This is a genomic window from Streptomyces mirabilis (genome assembly GCF_039503195.1).
GTDB lineage: Bacteria > Actinomycetota > Actinomycetes > Streptomycetales > Streptomycetaceae > Streptomyces > Streptomyces mirabilis_D.
This window is the reverse complement of sequence record NZ_JBCJKP010000001.1, coordinates 6,446,478-6,467,495: the sequence shown is the minus strand read 5'-3', so window position 1 is coordinate 6,467,495 and position 21,018 is coordinate 6,446,478. Positions and strand designations below refer to the sequence as shown.

General features: G+C 69.5%; 23 protein-coding genes and 1 pseudogene. 12 read left to right on the top strand and 12 right to left on the bottom strand.

The features are described from left to right. Positions 1-38 precede the first annotated feature (38 nt). Entirely contained in the window at positions 39-1,391 is a 1,353-nt protein-coding gene (locus AAFF41_RS29900; protein WP_319753574.1) for a Dyp-type peroxidase, read from the bottom strand. A 113-nt stretch (positions 1,392-1,504) separates the two neighbouring features. Continuing rightward, positions 1,505-2,095 (bottom strand): hypothetical protein, encoded by a 591-nt coding sequence (locus tag AAFF41_RS29895; protein ID WP_319753573.1) that lies wholly within the window; start codon positions 2,093-2,095, stop codon positions 1,505-1,507. A 357-nt stretch (positions 2,096-2,452) separates the two neighbouring features. Between AAFF41_RS29895 and AAFF41_RS29890 the strand changes: the two genes are divergently transcribed. Then, entirely contained in the window at positions 2,453-3,130 is a 678-nt protein-coding gene (locus AAFF41_RS29890) for a GAP family protein (RefSeq protein WP_319753572.1), read from the top strand. A gap of 108 nt (positions 3,131-3,238) precedes the next feature. Here the strand turns inward: AAFF41_RS29890 and AAFF41_RS29885 are convergent, their stop codons facing one another. The 3 genes from AAFF41_RS29885 to ilvA all read right to left on the bottom strand — a co-directional run bounded on the left by AAFF41_RS29885 (position 3,239) and on the right by ilvA (position 6,593). Beyond that, positions 3,239-4,093 carry an ABC transporter permease gene (locus AAFF41_RS29885; protein WP_319753571.1) on the bottom strand — a complete coding sequence of 285 codons (855 nt, stop codon included), beginning with the start codon at positions 4,091-4,093 and terminating at the stop codon, positions 3,239-3,241. Beyond that, the gene (locus AAFF41_RS29880; protein ID WP_319753570.1) at positions 4,090-5,157 is read right to left on the bottom strand and encodes an ATP-binding cassette domain-containing protein; all 1,068 of its coding nucleotides are present in this window, start codon (positions 5,155-5,157) and stop codon (positions 4,090-4,092) included. Before AAFF41_RS29880 ends, AAFF41_RS29885 begins: the two co-directional genes overlap by 4 nt. Before the next feature lie 206 nt (positions 5,158-5,363). After that, entirely contained in the window at positions 5,364-6,593 is a 1,230-nt protein-coding gene (gene ilvA / locus AAFF41_RS29875; protein ID WP_060899017.1) for a threonine ammonia-lyase, read from the bottom strand. Between the two features lie 165 nt (positions 6,594-6,758). Here ilvA and AAFF41_RS29870 point away from each other — a divergent pair, with 165 nt between their 5' ends. The 3 genes from AAFF41_RS29870 (at position 6,759) to AAFF41_RS29860 (ending at position 8,402) form a co-directional block, all read left to right on the top strand. Further along, positions 6,759-7,262 carry a MarR family winged helix-turn-helix transcriptional regulator gene (locus tag AAFF41_RS29870; protein ID WP_067368082.1) on the top strand — a complete coding sequence of 168 codons (504 nt, stop codon included), beginning with the start codon at positions 6,759-6,761 and terminating at the stop codon, positions 7,260-7,262. 257 nt (positions 7,263-7,519) lie between these two features. Next, positions 7,520-8,032, top strand: a complete 513-nt coding sequence (locus AAFF41_RS29865) for a sigma factor-like helix-turn-helix DNA-binding protein (protein ID WP_319753569.1) — start codon at positions 7,520-7,522, stop codon at positions 8,030-8,032. A gap of 121 nt (positions 8,033-8,153) precedes the next feature. Beyond that, positions 8,154-8,402 (top strand): hypothetical protein, encoded by a 249-nt coding sequence (locus AAFF41_RS29860; RefSeq protein WP_319753568.1) that lies wholly within the window; start codon positions 8,154-8,156, stop codon positions 8,400-8,402. Positions 8,403-8,424: 22 nt separating this feature from the next. On the opposite strand, the gene AAFF41_RS29855 is transcribed toward AAFF41_RS29860, so the two are convergent. Continuing rightward, on the bottom strand, positions 8,425-9,579 hold the full coding sequence (locus AAFF41_RS29855; RefSeq protein ID WP_054234766.1) for a cystathionine gamma-synthase: 1,155 nt from the start codon (positions 9,577-9,579) through the stop codon (positions 8,425-8,427). A gap of 232 nt (positions 9,580-9,811) precedes the next feature. Between AAFF41_RS29855 and AAFF41_RS29850 the strand changes: the two genes are divergently transcribed. The 4 genes from AAFF41_RS29850 (at position 9,812) to AAFF41_RS29835 (ending at position 12,415) form a co-directional block, all read left to right on the top strand. Then, positions 9,812-10,930: a hypothetical protein gene (locus tag AAFF41_RS29850; RefSeq protein ID WP_054234765.1), complete on the top strand. Its 1,119-nt coding sequence runs from the start codon at positions 9,812-9,814 to the stop codon at positions 10,928-10,930. A gap of 90 nt (positions 10,931-11,020) precedes the next feature. Then, positions 11,021-11,731, top strand: a complete 711-nt coding sequence (msrA, locus tag AAFF41_RS29845; RefSeq protein WP_343324910.1) for a peptide-methionine (S)-S-oxide reductase MsrA — start codon at positions 11,021-11,023, stop codon at positions 11,729-11,731. A gap of 56 nt (positions 11,732-11,787) precedes the next feature. After that, a complete protein-coding gene (locus AAFF41_RS29840) occupies positions 11,788-11,925 on the top strand; it encodes a hypothetical protein (RefSeq protein ID WP_343324909.1) in 138 nt (45 codons plus the stop codon). Between the two features lie 223 nt (positions 11,926-12,148). After that, the gene (locus AAFF41_RS29835; protein WP_343324908.1) at positions 12,149-12,415 is read left to right on the top strand and encodes a hypothetical protein; all 267 of its coding nucleotides are present in this window, start codon (positions 12,149-12,151) and stop codon (positions 12,413-12,415) included. On the opposite strand, the gene AAFF41_RS29830 is transcribed toward AAFF41_RS29835, so the two are convergent. The 3 genes from AAFF41_RS29830 to AAFF41_RS51695 all read right to left on the bottom strand — a co-directional run bounded on the left by AAFF41_RS29830 (position 12,412) and on the right by AAFF41_RS51695 (position 13,772). Further along, the gene (locus AAFF41_RS29830) at positions 12,412-13,056 is read right to left on the bottom strand and encodes a CBS domain-containing protein (RefSeq protein ID WP_343324907.1); all 645 of its coding nucleotides are present in this window, start codon (positions 13,054-13,056) and stop codon (positions 12,412-12,414) included. The genes AAFF41_RS29835 and AAFF41_RS29830 overlap by 4 nt on opposite strands. Positions 13,057-13,394: 338 nt before the next feature. After that, positions 13,395-13,538: a DUF3885 domain-containing protein gene (locus AAFF41_RS51700; RefSeq protein ID WP_425526173.1), complete on the bottom strand. Its 144-nt coding sequence runs from the start codon at positions 13,536-13,538 to the stop codon at positions 13,395-13,397. 12 nt (positions 13,539-13,550) lie between these two features. Then, the gene (locus tag AAFF41_RS51695) at positions 13,551-13,772 is read right to left on the bottom strand and encodes a hypothetical protein (RefSeq protein ID WP_425526172.1); all 222 of its coding nucleotides are present in this window, start codon (positions 13,770-13,772) and stop codon (positions 13,551-13,553) included. Positions 13,773-13,880: 108 nt separating this feature from the next. On the opposite strand from AAFF41_RS51695, the gene AAFF41_RS29820 reads away from it, so the two are divergent. From AAFF41_RS29820 to AAFF41_RS29805, 4 genes are all read left to right on the top strand, one after another. Next, entirely contained in the window at positions 13,881-16,316 is a 2,436-nt protein-coding gene (locus tag AAFF41_RS29820; RefSeq protein WP_319751468.1) for a SpoIIE family protein phosphatase, read from the top strand. Positions 16,317-16,648: 332 nt separating this feature from the next. Continuing rightward, the gene (locus AAFF41_RS29815) at positions 16,649-16,933 is read left to right on the top strand and encodes a hypothetical protein (protein WP_054234762.1); all 285 of its coding nucleotides are present in this window, start codon (positions 16,649-16,651) and stop codon (positions 16,931-16,933) included. 159 nt (positions 16,934-17,092) lie between these two features. Next, positions 17,093-17,296 carry a hypothetical protein gene (locus tag AAFF41_RS29810; protein ID WP_343324906.1) on the top strand — a complete coding sequence of 68 codons (204 nt, stop codon included), beginning with the start codon at positions 17,093-17,095 and terminating at the stop codon, positions 17,294-17,296. Positions 17,297-17,438: 142 nt separating this feature from the next. Continuing rightward, positions 17,439-18,338, top strand: coding sequence for a phosphotransferase family protein (locus AAFF41_RS29805; RefSeq protein ID WP_319751470.1), 900 nt, complete (start codon positions 17,439-17,441; stop codon positions 18,336-18,338). Positions 18,339-18,435: 97 nt separating this feature from the next. On the opposite strand, the pseudogene AAFF41_RS51690 reads toward AAFF41_RS29805, so the two are convergent. The 3 genes and pseudogenes from AAFF41_RS51690 to AAFF41_RS29790 all read right to left on the bottom strand — a co-directional run. Further along, positions 18,436-18,636, bottom strand: a pseudogene (locus AAFF41_RS51690) (hypothetical protein); the annotation flags it as partial. 78 nt (positions 18,637-18,714) lie between these two features. Then, complete coding sequence (locus tag AAFF41_RS29795; protein WP_319751471.1) at positions 18,715-19,587, bottom strand: YhjD/YihY/BrkB family envelope integrity protein; 873 nt, start codon at positions 19,585-19,587, stop codon at positions 18,715-18,717. Between the two features lie 194 nt (positions 19,588-19,781). Further along, positions 19,782-20,996 (bottom strand): cytochrome P450, encoded by a 1,215-nt coding sequence (locus AAFF41_RS29790; RefSeq protein WP_319751472.1) that lies wholly within the window; start codon positions 20,994-20,996, stop codon positions 19,782-19,784. Positions 20,997-21,018: the final 22 nt, after the last annotated feature.

Sequence of the window (21,018 nt, the reverse complement as noted above, 5' to 3'; positions counted from 1 at the left end):
CGGAGACCGTGATGGGACCTCAGGGGCAGGAATTGCCGTCAGTCCTGCAGTTCGGCGAGCCAGCGCAGGGCACGCAGACCCGGCACGAAGCAGTACTCACCGCCCCGGGTGACCACGAAGCTCGGCAGATTCCGCAGGCGGCGCCGGACCGGCTTCTCCGGGATGGTGACGCTGCCCGTTCCGCCGTGATGGCCGGCCACCGGGTCCTGCTCCCCGGGATACCCGATGAAGTTGCCGTCGTTGACCCACTCGGCCTTGATGAATTCAAACTGCCGTTCAAGGTGTGCTCCGAGGAAGACTCCGACCAGCCCCCGGTCGGCGCCGTCGTCCTCCAGCACGCCCTCCGGCAGCGGCGGGCCGTAAGTGGTGCCGCGGCGGATGAGGCGGTGCATCCGTGCGTCGCCGATGATGGTGGAATCGCGGGGGTTGGTACGCCGGATGTGCGCACCGGCGGGGCACCGGAAGCCGCGATCGTCGTTCTCCCGGTACAGGAAGTTGTTGTTGCGGTGCGGATCGGCCGCCAGCTCCGGATCATCGTGCTCCGGCGTCAGCGTCAGCGGCGCCCCACTCGGCCAGCGCCCGACCAACTTCGCCGCCAGCAGTGCCTCCTCCTGGGCGGTGGAGGTGTGCGCACGCAGGTACTGCCGCCAGGCCGCCACGTTGGTGTGGATCTTGCGGACGGCCGCGTAGGTTCCGTTGCGCCCCAGCACATCGGGGCTGGGCATGGGCGGCAGGCTGCCGGTTTCGTCGGGGTAGCCGAGGATGAACTCGCCGGCCTTGATGGGGGCTTCCTGCGGGTTGGAGCCGGGCAGTCCGACGCCCTCGATGTTCGGATGGCTGATCCCGTCGCGGAAGCCGAAGGTGGTACGCCCGGTCGGGAGCTGTCGGACCTCCTGCTGCCAGATCACCTGGACACCGGGCGTGTCCTCGTAGGCGACGCGGGCCCGCTCCAGTTCCTTGTCCAGCTGCGCCGCATCGGAGGAGAGAGCACTCAACGCGATATGAACATCGCCCGTTCCGAACGGTGCCTCCCAGTGGGCCGGTGCGCTCTCGCCCACGTCGCCGATCAGCTCCGCCCGAGCGGCCATGCCCTCACGAAACGCCCGCGGAAAGCTGTCCAGCGACTCCTGAGGCACCCCCAGGGCCCTCAGTCCCTGGTAGGTGAACGCCACAGCCACCCAGGCATCCTGACTGCGGTCCACGCTGGGCAGACCACCCGCGGTCACCGGGAGCAGCCGCCGCAGCAGGGCGCGCCCGGCATGGCGGTCATCGACGCGCAGGAAGATGAACTTCCCCTCGTACGGCACAGGCCGTGGACGCAGTGCCCCGCTTTGGACGTCGTCGATCTCTACGCCCATACCGGCCGCGCTGCCGCTTGCCACCGTGTTCATGATCGCCTGTGCCTCCCTGTCGGCCTCCGCGTGGACGGACGTGCGGCCACGACCCGCGCCCGACGCGGTCCACCGATGTCGGGTCGGCTCTGAGGGTCGGTCGCGTCCGACTTCTACGCCGCGGCTTCCTCCAGCAGCTTCTGGAAGGCCGGCGTGGCCAGCAACTCGGCGTTCGCCGGGTTGTCCAGCGCCGCCCGGAACTCGGCGGTGTCCAGCACCGCCTCGAACGCCTCCTCCACGCGATGGTCCTTGTAGATCTGCTGAACGGTCAGATCGGGATAGGCGCTGACGAAGACCTCCGCGGGCTCCTGCTGGGCGACGAACCAGTCCTTCACGCCTGGGTCGGTGACGCCGGGGAACCCTTCGCTGTGCGAGAAGACCTTGTCGAAGCGGGCCCCGACCACCGTCTGGGCGAAGTCGTCGATGTACGTGTCCCAGGAGCCGTCGAAGACACTGGCGAACATGAACCGGGTGTCATTGTCGAAGATCACGTGCCGTGCGTCGTGCAGGGTGCCGATCTGGCGCACCGCCGCGTGGACGTTCTCGCTGGCCGCCGCGTCGGCGAGGGCGACGAGATCCTCACGCAACGCGTCGGCATGGCCCGGCTTGATCTTGGTAAAGACGGTGAACTCGCTGCAGACCCCATCCGACCTGCCCGGGCGCTCGGGCTGAGCTGATGGGGCCGCACCTGTCGTCGCGGTCATCGTGAGATTCACCTGCCACGGATCGGTCCGAGGGGCGCCAAGCGCTCGAATATGAGGCGCCATCGCCCTCACCTCCAATCCTGGATCCATACGCACCGCCTCGCACTCCGGCCAAGGTCGGGGTCCCGCGTTCCGAGGAGCTCCCGAGGACAGATCCCGAAAGGCGCAGGAAGATGGAGTTCGGCGTTCACAGGGACCACTTCCGGGACGGCTGCGCCCCACGGCCCAGGACCCCGGCAGTTCCGGCGTATGTGCACGACAGTCCCGCAGCCGGCCGCACAGGTAGTCGGGTCACCCACTCTCACCAAGCCTTGCCCAAGTCGATCGCCGCCCTGACCCATCCACCAGGAGGTAATCATGGGCAAAGTTGTCGGTGACGTGCTGGGTCTTGCGGCCGGCGTCGCGATCAGCCCGCTCCCGATCATCGCCATCATCCTCATACTCGCCACGCCTCGGGGACGTCTCAACGGCCCCCTCTTCACCGTCGGCTGGATTCTGGGGCTCTCGGCACTGGGCGCGGTGATGCTGGCGATCGCTTCCCCCGCAGGTGCCTCCACCCACAATCAACCGGCCACGTGGGTGGGAGCCCTCAAGCTCGCTCTGGGCCTGTTCCTCGCCCTCTTCAGTGCCCGGCAATGGCACCGACGACCGAAGGATCCCTCGCAGGCCCAGCTGCCGAAGTGGATGGGCGCGATCGACCGCCTCACGCCGGTCAAGGTCTTCGGACTCGGACTGGCCCTGGCCGCGCTCAACGCCAAGAACGCCCCGCTGACCATCGCCGCGGCCGCCTCCATCGGCTCAGCCGGACTGCCGGTCGGGCAGCAGATCGCATCGCTGGCGATCTTCGTCCTGATCGCCACCCTCGGCCTGCTGGCCCCCCTGGGAATCTTCCTGCTCGGAGGAGAGCGAGCCAGAACCACGCTCGGCAGCTGGAAGGACTGGGCAGCCCAGCACAATGTCGCCGTGATGGCGGTCCTCTTCTTCGTCATCGGGCTGAAGCTGCTCGGTGACGGCATCTCCATCCTCACCTCCTGACAGGCAACGACAGAGGCCCCGGCGTCTGCCAGGGCCTCCGGTCAATCCTTGCTCGGTCAGGCTGCGCCTAGTCGGCGGCCGTGCAGGGGGCGCGGTGAAGAAGCGTGATCAAGCGTCCGCCCGGCGGTACTTGCGTACCGCGAGCGTTCGGAACACCACGACGATCAGCACGGACCACAGCAACGATGCCCACACCGGGTGCTGCATGGGCCAGGCGTCCGGCACCGGATAGCCCGCCGGGAGGTTGCCGAAGAGCTGGCGGCAGGCCTGCACGGTGGCGCTGAACGGGTTCCAGTTCGCGATGGTCCGCAAGAACGCGGGCATGTTCTCCGACGGCACGAACGCGTTCGAGATGAACGTCAGCGGGAACAGCCAGATCAGGCCGCCGGAGGTGGCCGCCTCGGGGGTGCGTACGGACAGGCCGATCAGTGCGCCGATCCACGAGAACGCGTAGCCGAGCAGGAGCAGCAGGCCGAACCCGGCCAGCACCTTGCCGAAGTTCTCGTGCGTGCGCCAGCCGACCAGGACGGCGACGACCGCGAGGACCACCAGGGTGAGGGCCGTCTGCACCAGGTCGGCGAGGGTCCGGCCGGTCAGGACCGCGCCGCGCGCCATGGGCAGCGAGCGGAAGCGGTCGATGAGGCCCTTGTGCATGTCGTCGGCGATGCCCGCTCCGGCGCCCGCGGTGGCGAAGGTGACGGTCTGCGCGAAGATGCCGGCCATCAGGAACTCGCGGTATCCGGAGGGGCTGAGGCCCGCACCCGGGACGTTGATCGAGCCGCCGAACACATAGCTGAACAGCACCACGAACATGATCGGCTGGATCAGCCCGAAAATGACCATCTCGGGAATCCGGGTCATGCGGATCACGTTCCGCCGGGCGATGACCAGGGAGTCGCGCACGGACTGGACGACGGCGCCCTGGGGGGCCGTCGCGGGGACGGCGTCTGTCACGGCACTCACTTCGTGGCCTCCGTCTGCGCGGTTTCCGTCTGCGCGGTTTCGTTCTTCGCCGGGTCCTTCACGGGGTCCTTCTTCGGCTTGCGGCCCCTCGCCTCGCCCGCCACCCCGTTCTCCTCGTCCTTCACCTCGGCGACATGTCCGGTCAGGGAGAGGAAGACGTCGTCGAGCGTGGGCCTGCGCAGCCCGATGTCGTCGATCTCGATACCGCGGCTGTCCAGCTCGCGGATGACCTCCGCGAGGAGCTTCGCGCCGCCGGTGACGGGCACGGTGAGCTTGCGGGTGTGCTCCTCGACGGTCGTCTCGCCCTTGCCGAAGCCGCGGAGCACCTCCGAGGCCGTCGCTATGTGCTCGCGCTCGTGCACGACGACCTCGACGCGCTCGCCACCGGTCTGCGCCTTGAGCTGGTCGGCGGTACCGCGGGCGATCACACGGCCGTGGTCGACCACACAGATGTCGTGCGCGAGGTGGTCGGCCTCTTCCAGGTACTGCGTGGTCAGCAGCAGGGTCGTACCGCCGGAGACCAGTTGCTTGATGACCTCCCACAGCTGCTGCCGGTTGCGCGGGTCGAGGCCGGTCGTCGGCTCGTCCATGAACATCACCGGCGGTGAGACGACCAGCGCGGCGGCCAGGTCGAGCCGGCGGCGCATACCGCCCGAGTACGTCTTCGCGGGACGGTCGGCGGCCTCCGTCAGGTTGAACTGCTCGAGGAGCTCGGCCGCGCGGACCTTCGCGGCCTTCGCCTTCATCTGGTAGAGCTGGCCGACCATCTGGAGGTTCTCGCGGCCGGTCAGATACTCGTCGACGGCCGCGAACTGTCCGGAGAGGCCGACCCTGCGCCGCACCGCGTCGGGGTGCTTGAGCACGTCGACGCCCGCGACGATCGCCTTGCCGCTGTCGGGGCGCAGGAGGGTCGTCAGACAGCGGACGGCGGTCGTCTTGCCCGCGCCGTTCGGTCCCAGCAGACCCAGGACGGTGCCTTCCGGGACATCGAGATCGACGCCGTCCAGAGCCCTTACGTCACCGAAGGTCTTCACCAGACCTTCGGCATAGATGGCGCCTGGCATGTGAGTTCTCCACGTCGTTGGGGAATTTTCACGGTAACTTCTTACCTTTGCCCATCTCGTCCCGCCTCACAGGCTGCGACGAGTGCAGCGAGAGGCCGAGCGAGAACCGAGCACGACACACCGTAACGCGATGTATCGCGTTACTCAACAGATTTTTCCAAGGTTCGAGGACAGGGGCCTGACCTCGGACGATGGATGTCAGTCGATCAGTCGATGACCCTGTAGCCGGCCTCGCGCAGGGCGCGGCCGACCTCGGCGCAGTGCTCCGGACCCTTCGTCTCCAGGTGCAGCTCGACCTCCACCTCCGTGAGCCCGAGCCGGGGATCGGTCCGTACGTGGCTCACGTCGAGGACGTTAGCGTCCGCCACTGACAACACCCCCAGAAGTGTGGCCAGAGCGCCGGGACGGTCCGTCAGCCGCAGCGTGACCGCGAGGTAGCGGCCGCTCGCGGCCATGCCGTGGCGCAGGATGCGCTGCATCAGCAGCGGGTCCACGTTGCCGCCCGACAGCAGCGCGACGACCGGGCCCTCGAAGGTCCCGGGCTCGCTCAGCAACGCCGCGACGGGGCTCGCGCCCGCCGGTTCGACGACCAGCTTGGCCCGCTCCAGACAGAGCAGCAGCGCGCTCGACAGATGGCTCTCCGACACCGTGCGAACCTCGTCCACCAGCTCCTCGACGATCCGGAACGGCACATCGCCGGGCCGTCCGACCTTGATGCCGTCGGCCATCGTCGACGGGTTGTCGATCGCCACCGGGCGCCCTGCCGCCAGCGAGAGCGGATACGCCGCCGCGCCCGCCGCCTGCACGCCGATGATCCGTACATCGGGGCGCAGCGCCTTCACCGCGACCGCTATGCCCGCGGCCAGCCCCCCGCCGCCGATCCCGACGACGATCGTGCGCACCTCCGGGCACTGCTCCAGGATCTCCAGGCCGACGGTGCCCTGACCCGCGATGATGTCGGGGTGGTCGAAGGGGTGGATGAACACCGCGCCCGTTTCGGCCGCGTACTCCTGCGCGGCGGCCAGCGTCTCGTCGACCACCTGACCGTGCAGCCTCACCTCGGCGCCGTAGTCGCGGGTGGCCGCGACCTTCGGCAGCGGGGCGCCGGTCGGCATGAAGACCGTGGAACGCACGCCGAGCAGCGAGGAGGCGAGGGCGACGCCCTGCGCGTGGTTGCCCGCGCTGGCCGCGACCACACCCGCGGCGCGCTCCTCCGGAAGCAGCCCGGCGATCCGCACATACGCGCCACGCAGCTTGAACGAACCGGTGCGCTGGAGGTTCTCGCACTTGAAGTGCACCGGGGCGCCCACCAGCTGGGACAGGTACCTGCTGCCCTCCATCGCGGTCGTCCGCGCCACGCCCGTGAGCATCTTCTGGGCGCCTCGTACGTCGTCCAGAGTCACCCTGGGCAAGGAGTCGGCCGTGCTGTAGCTCATGACCACCAGTCTCCCAGTTCACACCCGAGGACTCCTGGTGTGACCACGGGCCGAGACCGGTTTTACTCAGCGTCGGTACGACCCGCGTCCGGGCCGCGTACCCTTTCCCCCAACCCAGCTCCCCACGCATGAATTGAGCCCCCGGCCATGCCCACAACACCAGAAATGTCGATGGACATGACGACCGTCGGTGACACCGGTCTCCTCGACACGCTTCAGCACGAGGTCGCGTTGTTCGCGCGCCGTGCCGAACAGACCCGGCTCGGTGGGGTGGGGCAGGTCCGCAACTCCATGGACCGCGCCGCATACCTGCTGCTCAACCGCCTCGACAAGGAAGGCCCGATGGGCGTCAAGGCGCTCGCCGCGAGCATGGGCATCGACTCCTCGACGGTCACCCGGCAGGTGGCGCCGCTGGTCGACACCGGTCTCGTCAAGCGGACCTCGCACCCCGAGGACGGACGCGCCGTGGTGCTCCAGCTGTCGCCGCGCGGGCAGTCGCGCCTCGACGAAGTGCGCTCCTCCAGGCGTCAGTTGATGGCCGAGCTGACCCACGACTGGGCGCCGGAGGAGCGCGAGGCCTTCTGCTCGCTCCTCACGCGCTTCAACAGCGCGCTCTCGTCCCGGATGGCCACGCCGGGGGGCGCGGCGGGGGAGCAGCCTGCTTCCTGACCCCTCCCGCGGGCTGCCTGACCGCCCCGCCGTTTCCTGGCCGTCCCGCCACTTCGTGAGCCTTCACACGTGTGTGTGTGTTCGCGGCTTCACCCGCGCGTGTCCTTTCGACTTCACACGTGTGTGCCCGCCGGACTCTTGACCGCGGGGCCGCGTCTGGCCTCATATGAGACCGGGTCCTTGTCGCACACGGTGCGGCCCGTCGTACACGGCCGGGCCCTTGGTTCCGTCAGGGTCGTCCTCGGGCGGGAGGCGTGGTGCGAGAACGGCGCGCGTTCCAAAACGCCCGCCGGGCCCGGGAGTTCGAGGCGTTCGTCGCGGGCGCGGCAGGGCGGCTGCTGCATGCCGCCACACTGCTCACCGCGGAGCCTCCGAACGCCAACCCGCGCGCGCGGCGCCTGCTGACACTGGCACTGGCCCACACGTACGCCTCCTGGGACCGGCTGCGCGGTGAGGACCCGTACGACCGGGCCCGCCAGCAGCTGGCCGTCCGCTTCGCGCGCGGGGCGTGGCACCAGTACGGGGCCCTGGGACGCTCCCGCCCGGCCCCATCCCCCTCCGTCTCCGGCTCCGTCCTGGCCCGGCTGACGCCCCAGGAGCGGCTGGTCCTGGTCCTGAGGATGTACGAGGGGGTCGCCGAGGAACAGACGGCGGCCCTGCTGGGGCTCCCCGTGGAACGGGTCAGGGCGATCTGTGCCCGGGCGATGACGACACTGCTGCACCCGCCGCGCGGACCGGCGCCGACCATGGCGAAGGTGGTGCCCTCATGAAGCACGGTGGTGCCGTCATGAAGCACGGTGGGGCCGTCATGAAGCACGGTGGTGCCGTCATGAAGCACGGTGGGGCCGTCATGAAGCACGGTGGTGCGCTCGTGAGGTTGGTGGTGTGGACGTGAACCTGCCCGAGCGCGAGGCGAACGTACGGCGGCTGCTGGAGCAGCGGCAGCCCTCCGTGCCGCACGACCTCTACGCGGACGTCGTGCGCCGCGGGAGCCGGATGCTGCGCCGCAGGACGCTGGCCCGGCGGGTGATGTGGCTGCTGCTGTTCGCCGCGGCCGTCGCCTTCGTGGTGTGGGCGTCCATGGCCCGTCCCTGGGTGGAGCCGCCTTCGCAGACGACCCCACCGCTGACGGGCTGGTGACCCCGAGGGGCCGACGCTGGGACTAGCCGAGGGCCTGCTGCAGATCCTGGAGCAGGTCGTCGACGTTCTCGATGCCCACGGAGAGGCGGACGAGGTCGGCGGGGACCTCCAGGGCCGAGCCGGCGGCGGACGCGTGCGTCATGCGCCCGGGGTGCTCGATCAGGGACTCCACGCCGCCCAGGGACTCACCGAGGGTGAAGACCTTGGCGCGGTTGCAGACCTCGACGGCCGCTTCCTCGCCGCCCTCGACCTGGAAGGAGACCATGCCGCCGAACGCCTTCATCTGCTTGGCGGCGATCTCGTGACCGGGGTGCTCCGGGAGGCCCGGGTAGAGAACGCGGGTCACGCGCGCGTGCCGGGTGAGCATGTCGGCGACCTTGGTGGCGTTCTCGCTGTGCCGGTCCATGCGCACCGAGAGCGTCTTGGTGCCGCGCAGCACCAGCCAGGAGTCGAAGGGACCGGCGACCGCGCCCATCGCGTTCTGGTGGTAGGCCAGCTCCTCGCCGAGCGCTTGGTCGCCGACGATCAGCGCGCCGCCGACGACGTCCGAGTGCCCGCCCATGTACTTGGTCAGCGAGTGCACGACGACGTCCGCGCCGAGCGCGAGCGGCTGCTGCAGATAGGGGGTGGCGAAGGTGTTGTCGACGACGAGCCGGGCGCCCGCCTCGCGCGCGATCTGCGCGACGGCGGCGATGTCGGTGATGCCGAGCAGCGGGTTGGAGGGGGTCTCCACCCACACGACCTTGGTCTTCGGCGTGAGGGCGGCGCGTACGGAGGCCGGGTCGCTGGTGTCGGCCACGGACCACTCGACGCCCCACCGCGAGACGACCTTCGCGAAGAGGCGGAACGTGCCACCGTACGCGTCGTTCGGGATGACCACGTGGTCGCCGGGGCTGAGCAGCGTACGCAACAGGCAGTCCTCGGCCGCCAGTCCGGACGCGAACGCGAGGCCGCGACGACCGCCCTCCAGGGCGGCGAGGTTCTCTTCCAGGGCGGTCCTGGTGGGGTTGGCGCTGCGGCTGTATTCGTATCCGCCGCGCAGCCCTCCGACGCCGTCCTGCTTGTAGGTCGAGACCTGGTAGATCGGCGGGACGACCGCGCCGGTGAGGGGATCGGCGGTGTTGCCCGCGTGGATCGCGAGGGTCTCGAAGTGCTGACTGATGTGCCTGTCGCTCATGGGTCCCGAGCGTAGTGCGCCCGTGGGCCTGATGACGGCTCACGGCCTGTGCGGGGGCGCCTCAAGGTCGGCGCGGGGGCGCGTCACGGCCTGCGCGGGGGCGCCTCAAGGTCGGCGCGGGGACGCGTCACGACCTGCACGGGGGCGCCTCGTGGTCTGCGATCGGGGCCGGGGCCGGATCGGAACCGGACCGGGTTGGCCAATTGTCGGACCCGTCTGGTTCGCTTGAGGCATGGAGATTCTCTGGGTCCTGATGGCGCTGGCCATGTTCAGCCTGGTCCTGCTGCCGGTCCTCAGGCGCAGGCGCACCGGCATACAGCTGGTCTCGCCCGGCGACCCGGACGCGGCGGACCCGGCGAACTACGGATTCCTGCGTCAGGAGGAGCTGGACATCCGTATGCCCGGACCGGACGGGGACCTCCTGGACGTCCTGGACCTGGTGCAGCGCACGCAGGAGTACCAAGCGGCCTCGCAGCTCCTGGCGGGCACGGAGATCTCGGGCGAGACACGCTGGCAGCGGGTGCAGGCCTTCGCCGGCGCCGCGTCCCTTGAGCTGCAGCAGCGTCCGGGCGGGGTCAGCGAGACGCCGGGCGGGCAGTGGTTGCGGGTGTGGCGGGCCGAGAAGCCCAAGGACGCGGGCGGCGCGGCGGTGCACGCGGAGTTCCTGGTCCAGCAGGCGTGGCGGACGTCGACGCCAGGGACGGACGAGTTCCGGATCATCATGGAGGAGGCGAGGACGGCATGCGGCGAGGCGGCCCTGCTCTCCCCCGGTGACCCGATCCCGTACATCATCGAGCTGTCGGTGGCCCGCGGACTCGCCTACCCCCGGCCGGAGTTCGAGGCGCTCTGGCTGAAGATCCTGGACCGCGCGCCGGCCCACATGGGCGCGCATCTGGCGGCCCTGCACTACTGGTGCGAGAAGTGGCACGGCTCGCGCGAGGTGGCGTACTCCTTCGCTGAGGCCGCGGCCGCCCGCGCCCCTCAGGGCTCCCTGCTGGCCGCCATGCCCCTCTTCGCGGTCTTCGAGCACCTCCCCGAGGTGAACCTGGTGCGCGGCTTCTACCAGAGCGAGGTCGTCACCAAAGCGGTCCACGGCGCGCTCTACGCGGTGCACGCGGCCCGCCCCGACGACCCGATGCTGGCTCACGTGCGCCACCTGCTGGTGCTCTTCCTGGTCCGCGGCGAGCGCTGGGCGGAGGCCATGAACCAGTTGGTGCACGTGGACGGCCACGTGGGCGCCCTCCCCTGGACGCTCACACCCGACCCCGCGGCGGACTACGCGCTCTACCGCGCCCTGGCGGTGGCGGGCTACGAGGCGAACGGCGGAACGCCGGCGTCACTGCCCCGCTGAGGGCGTACGAGCCCGGAATCCCGACCGGGGCTCACCCGTTGAACACCACGGCGCCCCGGCCCCGTGCCCCTGTGAACCCGTGGAGACCGCATGTTCCCGCACAGCCGTACCCCTCAGCTCCCGACCGCCGAACAGGCACTGCGCGGCCGCCCGGAGCCGATCTTCACGGTCCCCGGCCGGCACACCGTCCTCGGCAACCCCCTCCTCGGCCCCTACCCCCAGGGCCTGGAGATCGCCGACTTCGGCATGGGCTGTTTCTGGGGCGCCGAGCGCAAGTTCTGGCAGCTCCCGAAGGGCGTGTACACGACCCTGGTCGGCTACCAGGGCGGCTTCACCGAGCACCCCACGTACGAGGAGGTCTGCTCGGGCCTGACCGGCCACGCGGAGGTCGTCCGCGTGGTCCACGACCCCGGCCTGATCTCCTACGAGCGCCTCCTCCAGGTCTTCTGGGAGTCCCACAACCCGACCCAGGGCTTCCGCCAGGGCAACGACGTCGGCACCCAGTACCGCTCCGCCGTCCACACCCACACCCCAGCCCAGGCAGCCACGGCGGCCGCCTCCCGCGACGCCTACCAGAAGGTCCTGACCTCCTCCGGCTACGGCACCATCACCACCGAACTCCTCCCCGCGGAAGGCCGCACCTTCTACCCGGCCGAGGGCTATCACCAGCAGTACCTTTCGGGCAGCAAAAACCCGGACGGGTACTGCGGGCTGGGCGGGACGGGGGTCAAGCTGAGTACCCCATCCGAAACTGACTGGGGTGCTTCGTGTCCGACGGGCATTGCGCCTGTTGAGAGCTAGGCAAGGCCCTCGATCGATCCTCTGATCGGGGCTGTTGGAAGGGCGGGCTGACAGACATGGGTGAACTCTGGAGTGCGGTCGGCGCTACCAGCGGCCCGGCGGCCACGGCGTACCGGGAGTTCCACCGGGCGGCCACCGAGGACGCCGTACGCATCCGTGAAGTGATGAAGCTGCGGGAGGGGCCGTACGGCTGAGCCGGGACGGGTTCAGCGAACACGACCCGGAGGTGCTCGAACAGATGCAGCGCATCCAGGTGGACATCCACAGCGCAGTCGACAAGCTCTCCACGCCGAACCCGGAGATCGGGACGGGCGATGCTCCGTCACCACCACGCAGCAGCCTCGACTCCTTCTGACCTGAGCAGCCGCACACCAGGCACTCGCTTCGCACGCCCAGTTGCCGACACCAAGGGGGATCATGTCGACGAGGCCCGCCGCCGACGACGGCCGCATAGCCATCTCCTTCTCGACCCTCCACGTCTGGGAAGCACTCGCCCTCCGCCTCGTACTGCCGGCGGTCGACGCATCGCGCTTCCGGTCGCTGACCGCGGACGAAGACGCTGCCGTGGTGACCGGGCTCTTCACCCTGCTTGGGCAGTTCCGTGAGTCCAGGACGTCGAGCGATCACACACGGACGTACCGCTCGACGCGCATCGCTCCAGCCCGCGAAGTCACCAACGACTAGTCCGCCCGGGCGGCCGCGAGGTCGGCTTCCACGGCGACGACACCGTCGACGCCCTGGCACAGGCCCACGACCACCGGGACGAGCCGCGATTCCGGGACGTGACCCCGGAGGGTAACGTCCCCGTCCCGGACCTCGACCGCGACGGTGCCCTCTTCCAGGCCGAGGATGCGCCCCAGGACGTCCCGCTCGACCTCGCCGCGGATCTCAACGTCGGAGCGGATGAAAGTGTCCAACAGGTCGCTGCGGCTGACGATGCCGGTGAGGAGCCCGTGGTCGCCGACCACCGGCAGCTGCTTGACGTGCCGCCTGCGGAGTTCCCGCGCGGCCCGGGGGATTGTCCAATCGGCACGGGCGGTGAAGACGGGGCTGCTCATGAGCGCGCTCGCCGTCCGGGCCCGGGCCTTGCCCCAGGCACGCTCGTCGTTCCCGTCCTGCCCCTGCGGATCGGGCATGCCGGTCTCGCGCCGCAGCACGTCGGACGCGGACACGACGCCGATGGGGGCGCCCTCGTCGTCGATGACCGGGGCCGCGACGATGTCGTTCGCGTCCAGCAGGGCGGCGATCTCGTGGAACGGTGTGTTGGGGCGGAGGGTGATGACCTCCTCGGTCATCACGTCACCGACCGTGCGGCGGTGCAGCATGGCATCGGCCTCCTCCGCTTCTCGACGGGGCGGCGCCCCGGCCTGCGCGGCCGCTCGTCCACGCCCGTCTCCCTACCCATGACAGCACCGCGCCGCTCCGGCGGCCAGTGACGTTCGGCCTGACGGGAAGGGTCGGCGGTCCCACGGCGGCGTCCGGCGAGCCGAGGTACTCGCTTCGCACGCCCAGTTGCCGACATCAAGGGGAGTACCGGTCCGGCACGATCGCGTTCTCGTCCTCGGACTCCGGGTAGCGCCGTGCCGGCCACCCGACACCGCGACAGACACTGCATGGTGATAGTCCTCGGCCGGTGGGATGCCCTGCAGCTCCTGCTTCTCTTTCAGAGGCCGGCTGGGTGGCGGGAGAGCCGGTCGGTGTGCCGCCCGCGAAGCCGGTCGCGTTCCGCGGGTGTGGCGAGGATGACGTCTGCGCCGCCGTCGTAGGGGGGGTGGATGCGTCGTAGTTCCGAGCAGTACCTCGACAAGAAGCCGGCGGGCTACTGCGGCACAGGAGGGACGGAGGGCAAGCTGAGTGCCCCGTCCGAGAGCAACCGGGGGGCGTCCCGACCGACGGGCGTCGCGTCGGCTCCGGAGGTGTCGGAGAAGTAGCCGGAGGTACCGGAGGTGTCGGAGAAGCAGCCGGAGGTACCGGAGGGATCGGCGAAGGGGCCGAACCGGCCTGAGTCCGGCCCGACCGGGGCCATGGCGTCGATCGTCATTGGCGCGGCGCCACGGCCGGGTCGTCCTGCCGGGCCGAGAGGTGCGGGAAGGTCGCGAAGGGAGAGCGCGGGGAGGAACATCGGAGTCACGTAGGCAAGGTGGTGGCTATGGGGATGCCGTCGATGCATTTCAGCGAGAGTCCTGAGGATCCGTTCGCCCTCGGCCGCGGCGCCTCGGCCGTGCTCGACGATCGAGGCGACGTGGTCGGCTGGAGCACACGGGCACAGGAGCTGCTGGGCTATCCGGCCAAGGAAGTGATCGGACGGGCGTGGCAGGACCTCCTGGTGGACGCTCGTGACCTGCCTGTCGTACGGTCCGTCGTCGTGGACGCCATGAGGACGGGGGGCTGGTTCGGGGTCCTGCCCGTCCGACACCGCGACGGACGGCGGGTGGAGATGGGTTTCCGGGCCCGCGCGATCACTCGGGACGGGGACGGTCAGGAGTGGGTCCTGGTCGGAGCCCCCGCCGCGGAGGTCATTGCCTGGCAGCGGGACCGTGCGCTGCTGGACGGCCTGTACCGCCGGTCACCGATCGGTCTGGTCACTTACGGCCCGGACAGCAGAGTGATCCGGGTCAACCGCGCGGTCGAGAAGGCAAGCGGTGTCCCGGCCGAGGCGCCGGTAGGCCGTCGTCCTCGCGAATTCATGGTCGACGAGGACGCGGGTCCGACCGAGGAGCGGGTACGGCACGTCCTGGAGACCGGCGAGCCGTTGATCTTCACGGAACAGTCGGCCAGGGCACGCCATGATCCGGGCCGGAACCGGATCGTGTCCGTCTCGGCGTTCCGGATGGAAGACCCCGCGGGCCGGGTTCTCGGCGTGGCCGAGACGATCGAGGACGTGACCGACCGCCACCGGGCCCAACGCAGGCTCGCCCTGCTGAACGAGGCGAGCGCCCGGATCGGAACCTCGCTGGACGTGGTACAGACGGCCCGGGAACTGGCCGAGGTGGCCTCCCACGGCCTCGCCGACTACTGCTCGGTGGACCTCATGAAGCCGGTGACACTTGGTGACGAACCACCCCCCGGTGTGAGAGGTCCGCTGCTCCGAGTGGCCCTCTCGCCCCCGGAACGCCGGGTCCCGTACCAGGAGGGCGAGGTGGTCCCGCTCCTTCCGGAGTCCCCGCAGGCGCGGTGCTTGGCCGAGCGTCGCCCGATTCTCGACCGACTGCTGTCCCTGCGCCCCGAGTGGTACGCCATGGACCGGCGGCGGATCGAGATAGCCATGGGTCTCGGCGTTCATTCGCTGATCGTGGTGCCCCTGGTGGCTCGCGGCCTGGTACTGGGCGTGGTGAGCCTGTGGCGCGTGCGCCATTCGGAGCCTTTCGAGGACGACGATGCCGCGGTGGCCCATGAGTTTTCCTCGCGTGCGGCCGTCTGCATCGACAACGCGCGCCGCTTCACCCAGCAGCAGAGCGCCGCTCTGACTCTGCAGCGCAGTCTGCTGCCGAGCGCGGTGTCCGACCTGCCGGCGGTCGAGGTGGCCTGCCGATATCTCCCGGCGAGTGGTGAACCGGGCATCGGCGGTGACTGGTTCGACGTGATCCCGTTGTCCGGGGCCCGGGTCGCACTCGTGGTGGGAGACGTGGTCGGCCACGGGCTTCACGCCGCGGCCTCCATGGGCCGCCTGCGCGCCGCCGTGCGCACCCTGGCCAGCCTCGACCTGGAACCGGACGAGGTGGTGGCACGGCTGGACGATCTGGTCAGTCTGCTGGCCTCCGAGCTGGAGGCGAACGCCGACGACAGCGGGTCCACAGTGGAGCAGATGCTCGGAGCCACCTGCGTGTACGCGGTCTACGATCCGGTCTCCCGGCACTGCTCCCTGGCACGCGCCGGTCACCCGGCACCGATGCTGTCCACCCCGGACGGCGAGGTGACCGTGCTCGACCTGCCCGCGGGTCCACCGCTGGGTCTGGGCGGGCTGCCGTTCGAAACGTACGACCTCGACCTCCCCGAGGGCAGCCTGCTCACGCTGTACACCAACGGTCTTCTGGAGGCGCGCAACGGCGACATCGACGCCGCGCTGGAGCACCTGGACGAATGTCTCACCCACGTCGCCGATCCTCTGGACAGCACCTGCCACGCCGTGGTCGAAGCGCTGCTGCCGAAGGAGCACCTCCCCACCGACGACGTCGCGCTGCTCATCGCCCGTACCCGGGTGCTACCGCCACAGGATGTCGCCATCTGGCAGCTGCCCCTGGAAGCGACCGCCGCCGCCCGTGCCAGGGAGCTGGCCACGGCGAAACTGACCGAATGGGGGCTGACGGAACTGACCTTCACCACCGAGCTGGTCGCCAGCGAGCTCGTCACCAACGCCTACCGGTACGCGGCCGGCCCCGTCACCCTGCGCCTCATCCGTACGCACTGCCTGATCTGTGAGGTGTCGGACGCCAGCCACACGTCCCCTCACCTCCGACGGGCCCTCAGCACGGACGAGGGCGGACGAGGGCTCTTCCTGGTCGCGCAGCTCACCGAGCGCTGGGGCACCCGCTACAGCCACGACGGCAAGACCGTCTGGACAGAGCAGCCGCTGCCGCACCCGTGACCCGCAATCCCCGATGGCAGCGACCAACGCGCCGGCGCGAGTCGTCCTCCCCGCAACGCAGGCGCCGTCCCTCGCCGGACCAGCCCGTGAACGCGGCCTGACGACCTCAGCATCTGCCGACGTCAACTCAAGCGCGCACCGGCCCGCATCCAGTAGGACCCCGACCGCGACCTGCACCTGCGCCCCCTGACGTACCGAACGGACTACCGCCGTTCGGGTCGCCCGAGGCGGCCCTTCAGGTGATTGCCGGACGCCTCATGAGCCAGGCAGCCGTCGCAGGGGTACGACGTCCCAGCAGAGGACGAACCCAGAACGCCGTGAGGAGTTTGTCGATGTACGCAGCGATCCGGCGGTACGAAGGGGTGACCGATTCGGCCGAGGCCGCACGTCTCGTGAACGAGGGGTTCGTGCCGCTCATGCGCCAGGTTCCCGGCTTCGTGGCCTACTACTGGATCGACACCGGGGACGGAGCGATGGTCTCGACCAGCGTCTTCCAGGACCGGGCCGGTGCCGACGAATCGATCTCGAGGGCTGCGGACTTCGTGCGGGACAACCTCGCGTCACTGCTCCCCAATCCTCCCCAGGTCATGGCCGGCGAGGTGGTGGCTTCCGCATGACGGTGTTCGGGCCGGCCGCATGAGGCGTCACGGCCTTGGTCCCCGGTGGCGGGGCAGCGCAACTGGCAACAGCCCTTGAATCCACGGCCGTTGGAGATGGGCAGCCCGTTCTGGGTGAGCGGACGGGTCAGGCACCGGGCCATGGGGATACTGACCTGTATGTCGGAGTGGCTCATCTTCGCGGGCTATCTGGTGATCGCGTTGACGGCGTGGTCGCTCGACGGCAATGCGCGCGGCACTGCCGAAGATGCCCGGCTGAAGGCGTTCGTGGACCAGGACCGGCGCAGCGCCGTCGTTGAACCGGATGCCGGTGGAACGACTCGGTCCACCGGCCCCCCGCCGGGTGGAAGCGGGACCGAATGACGTGAATCACCAAGCCGCGTTCACAGCCCCTCTTTTCGTGCCTGGAGGGAGGCCGTCCGCGCCTTTGCGGGCCTGGCCGGCGACCGCGTGGCCACCCGACGACCACCGCCGGTCTCATGCGATCGATCGATAAGGTCGGCGGATGACCAGTCGCAGCCGCGACCGCGTCGCAGACGTCCGCGGCGTCGTGGTGACGCACATGCCCGACTATCAGATCGACTCCGTTGTGCCGCTTGGCGAGGGCCTGGACAACCTGGCGTACGAGGTCAACGGTGAGCTGATCGTGCGCTTCAGCAAGGAACCCGACCTGGCACGGCGGGCATCGCTGGTGGGCCGCGAGGCCCGCGTACTTGCTGCCGTCGCCGATATCTCGCCGCTGCCCGTCCCCGAACCGACGTTCACGGTCGCGGAGCAGGGATGTCTGGCCTACCACAAGCTCCCCGGCGCGCCGCTGTTGGACATGTCGCGGCACCAGCGATCGGCCCACGGCACGACGATCGGCGCCACGCTCGGCGAGCTGCTCACTGCGCTGCACGCTGTTCCGATCGAACGGCTGGCCGATCTGGTGGAAGTGGACCATCAGTCGCTGGCCGAGTGGCGACAAGAGGCCACGGAGAACTATGTGACGGTAGCCGGGCAAGTACCGGCGGCGCACCGTCGACCCGTCGAGGCGTTCTTGGATGCCGCACCACCGCACGATGGATACATCCCAACGTTCTCCCACAACGATCTGGGGATCGAACACGTTCTCATCGACCCGGTCGCATGGACGGTGACCGGCATCATCGACTGGAGCGATGCAGCCGTCGTCGATCCGGCCCATGACTTCGGGCTGATCTACCGGGATCTCGGCCCTGCCGCCACCCGCGCCGCCATCAGCAGCTATCGAACCGACGCCAACGACGTCGCGGCCCTCAGTGAGCGCGCCGTGTTCTACGCCAGGTGCAGTGTCTTCGAGGACCTGGCACACGGCATCGAGGCGGAACAAGGCAAGTACGTCGACAAGAGCCTCGCCGCGATGGAATGGCTGTTTCCGACATAGGTGTGTGCGGGCGGCTACGAACGGGGGCGCTGGAGATCGGCCGCGCGTGCGGCGCGGAAGCGTCGGCTACGCGCAGGCCGCTGACGCCGCGCACACGCAGCTTCGGGTCGACGACGGCCGTCTCGTCGGTGCCGATCCGGCAGGTTCCGGCGCGTAGTGGCTGTAGGTGCGCAGGTTCTTGTGCAGGTACGCGGTCCCTTGCTCGTCGTCGTGACGGCGGGGCCCGGCAGCACTTCCTCGCCGCGCCAGTCGGTCGGGGCGGGGGTGTTGCTCTCACGACCCGAGCCCTGAACCTCATCCGTCGTGCCAGCCATCATCACGACAGCTTGACGAAGGACGTAGGGGCACCCCCCGCAACCGGAAGTGCCCCGCTCACTCAGTGGTTCGGGCCTTTGGCCTGGTGATGAGAAACCTGTGCCCGTGCCGTCCGCCACCGTGACCGAGTCTGCTCGACGACGCTGTCCCACTGTCGGTGGACCTCGTGGTCGGAAGGGCGGTGGCCCTGGCGGATCCGGCTGAGCTCGTCCCGTACTTCTCGTCCCAGTGCCGCCGACGCGACCAGGACGAGCATGGCTGCGAAGAGGCCGGAGATCATCGCGAAGACGGCGCCGACCACCCCGTAGCGTGCGGCGGAGGAGTTGAAGAGGCGCGGCATGTAGAGGGCCGCGCCCACCGAGTAGGCCACCGTCAGAACGGCGGCGGTGACGCCGAAGGGGAGCAGGTCCAGCCGGCTGATCCGCTTCGCCGACAGGATCCGGCCGCTCCAGACAAGGAACGCGGCGGTCACCGGTACCTGGCACACGGAGGCGGCCAGACCCAGCGCGCCCCCGCCAAGGAGCGCGGAGAGCGTCGCGGCGACCACCCCGTAGCCGCCGAGAGTGAGGATCCACCACAGGCCGTTGCGCGTGTTGCGCACGCTGAGAGGCTTGAGTTCCCACGTCTGTTCGAAGAGCCGCTGCACGGCTCGCGCGAAACTCAGCACCGAGATCGTCAGAAACACGACCCCGAAGATGCCCACGCTCGCACTGGTGCCTTCGGCAGGAGAGAAGAGGGAGTTGACTGCCGTGGCGCCCGCTCCGGTGAGGTCGTAGCGCTTGATGATCCGCTCTGCGGCGTCGTAGTGCACGAAGTTGCCGAGGACGGCGCCGAGGAGGATGGAGAGCGGGACCAATGCCGTCAAGGCGCTGGACGCCAGGGCCATCGAGCGGTCGAAACCCACGATCTTCTGGAACCGGTTGATGACCCGCAACGCGAAGGCGGGACGCAGCCAGAAGGTCAGCGTTCTGACGAGGCGCTCTCGGTTGATCCCCGCCGTGTTGCCCTCCGTGAAGATCGGGACCTGTGGGACGAGGCGAGCCTAACGGACGGTCGCCGGACCGCTGAGGGGCGACACGAGCAGCCACCTGCCGGGCTCGAGCGCCGTGTCGGTGCTCGAACGCGGTGTCAGTTCTGGTCGACGAGCAGGTGGATGGGGCCGCGCAGGACGGGGCTGGGGCGGTACGGGGGTGGGTCGGTCACCAGGGTGGGGTCGGCCAGACGGCGTACCAGTGCGGTCAGGGCGATCTGGGTTTCCAGTCGGGCCATCGGGCCGCCGAAGCACAGGTGGATGCCACTGCCGAAACCCAGGTGCTGGTTGTCCCGGCGATCGGGGTCGAAGCGGTCGGGATCGTGGAAGCGCTCCGGGTCGCGGCTGCCCGAGGCGAGCATGAGCATGATCTTCGAGCCCTTGGGGATGACGGTGTCACCGACGGAGATGTCGCTGTACGCCGCCCGCCACGGAATGATGTGCACGGGGGGCTCGTAGCGCAGCAGTTCCTCGACCAGCCGTACGACCAGGTCCGGTTCGGCGCGCAGACGTTGCAGCACGTCAGGGCGGCGCAGCAGCGTCAGCATGCCGTTGGTGATGAGGTTGACGGTGGTCTCGTGGCCGGCGATGAGCAGCAGGTTGGCGGTGCTGACGATCTCGGCGTCGGTCATCCGCCCGTCGGGCCCGTCGTCGTTGGCCAGCCGTGTCAGGAGGTCGTCGCCGGGGCGGCCGTGGCGTTGTTCCAGCAGTCCGCCGAGGTAGTGGCGCAGGTCTTTGGTGGCCTGTACGCCGTTGTCCAGTTTCTCCTGCGGGTCGGTCTTGGGGTTGAAGTCGATCGAGTCGATGATGGCGTTCACCCACACGTGGAACCGTGGTTCGTCCTCGCGCGGCACACCGAGCAGGTGGCAGATCACGGTGACGGGGAACGGATAGGCGAAGTCGTCGACGATGTCGATCCGCTGCTTGCCCGCGAAGTCGTCGATCAGACCGGCGACGATGGCGGTCAGGTCGGGTTCCATGCCGGTCACGAGGCCCGGGGTGTGCGGGGGGCCGAAGTGACGCATCGCCAGGCGCCGCAGACGGTCGTGCTCGGGCGGGTCGAGGTTGATGAACGACGGTGTGGCGCGTTCCTCCATCGCGGGCATCGGATGCGTCAGGTTGCGGACGTCGGAGCTCAGGTGCGGGTCGTGCAGGATGCCGCTGAGTTCGCGGTAGGTGCTGATGACGTAACTGCCGTCCTCCTGCAGGGCCACCGGCGTCTTGCGCAGCTCGGCGTAGAGCGGGTACGGGTCGGCCCGGTTCGAGTAGTCGAGGATCCGGGGCAGGATGTCGGGCGTCTCGGTCGTGGTCATGTCGCTTTCCCTCCTGTTCCGT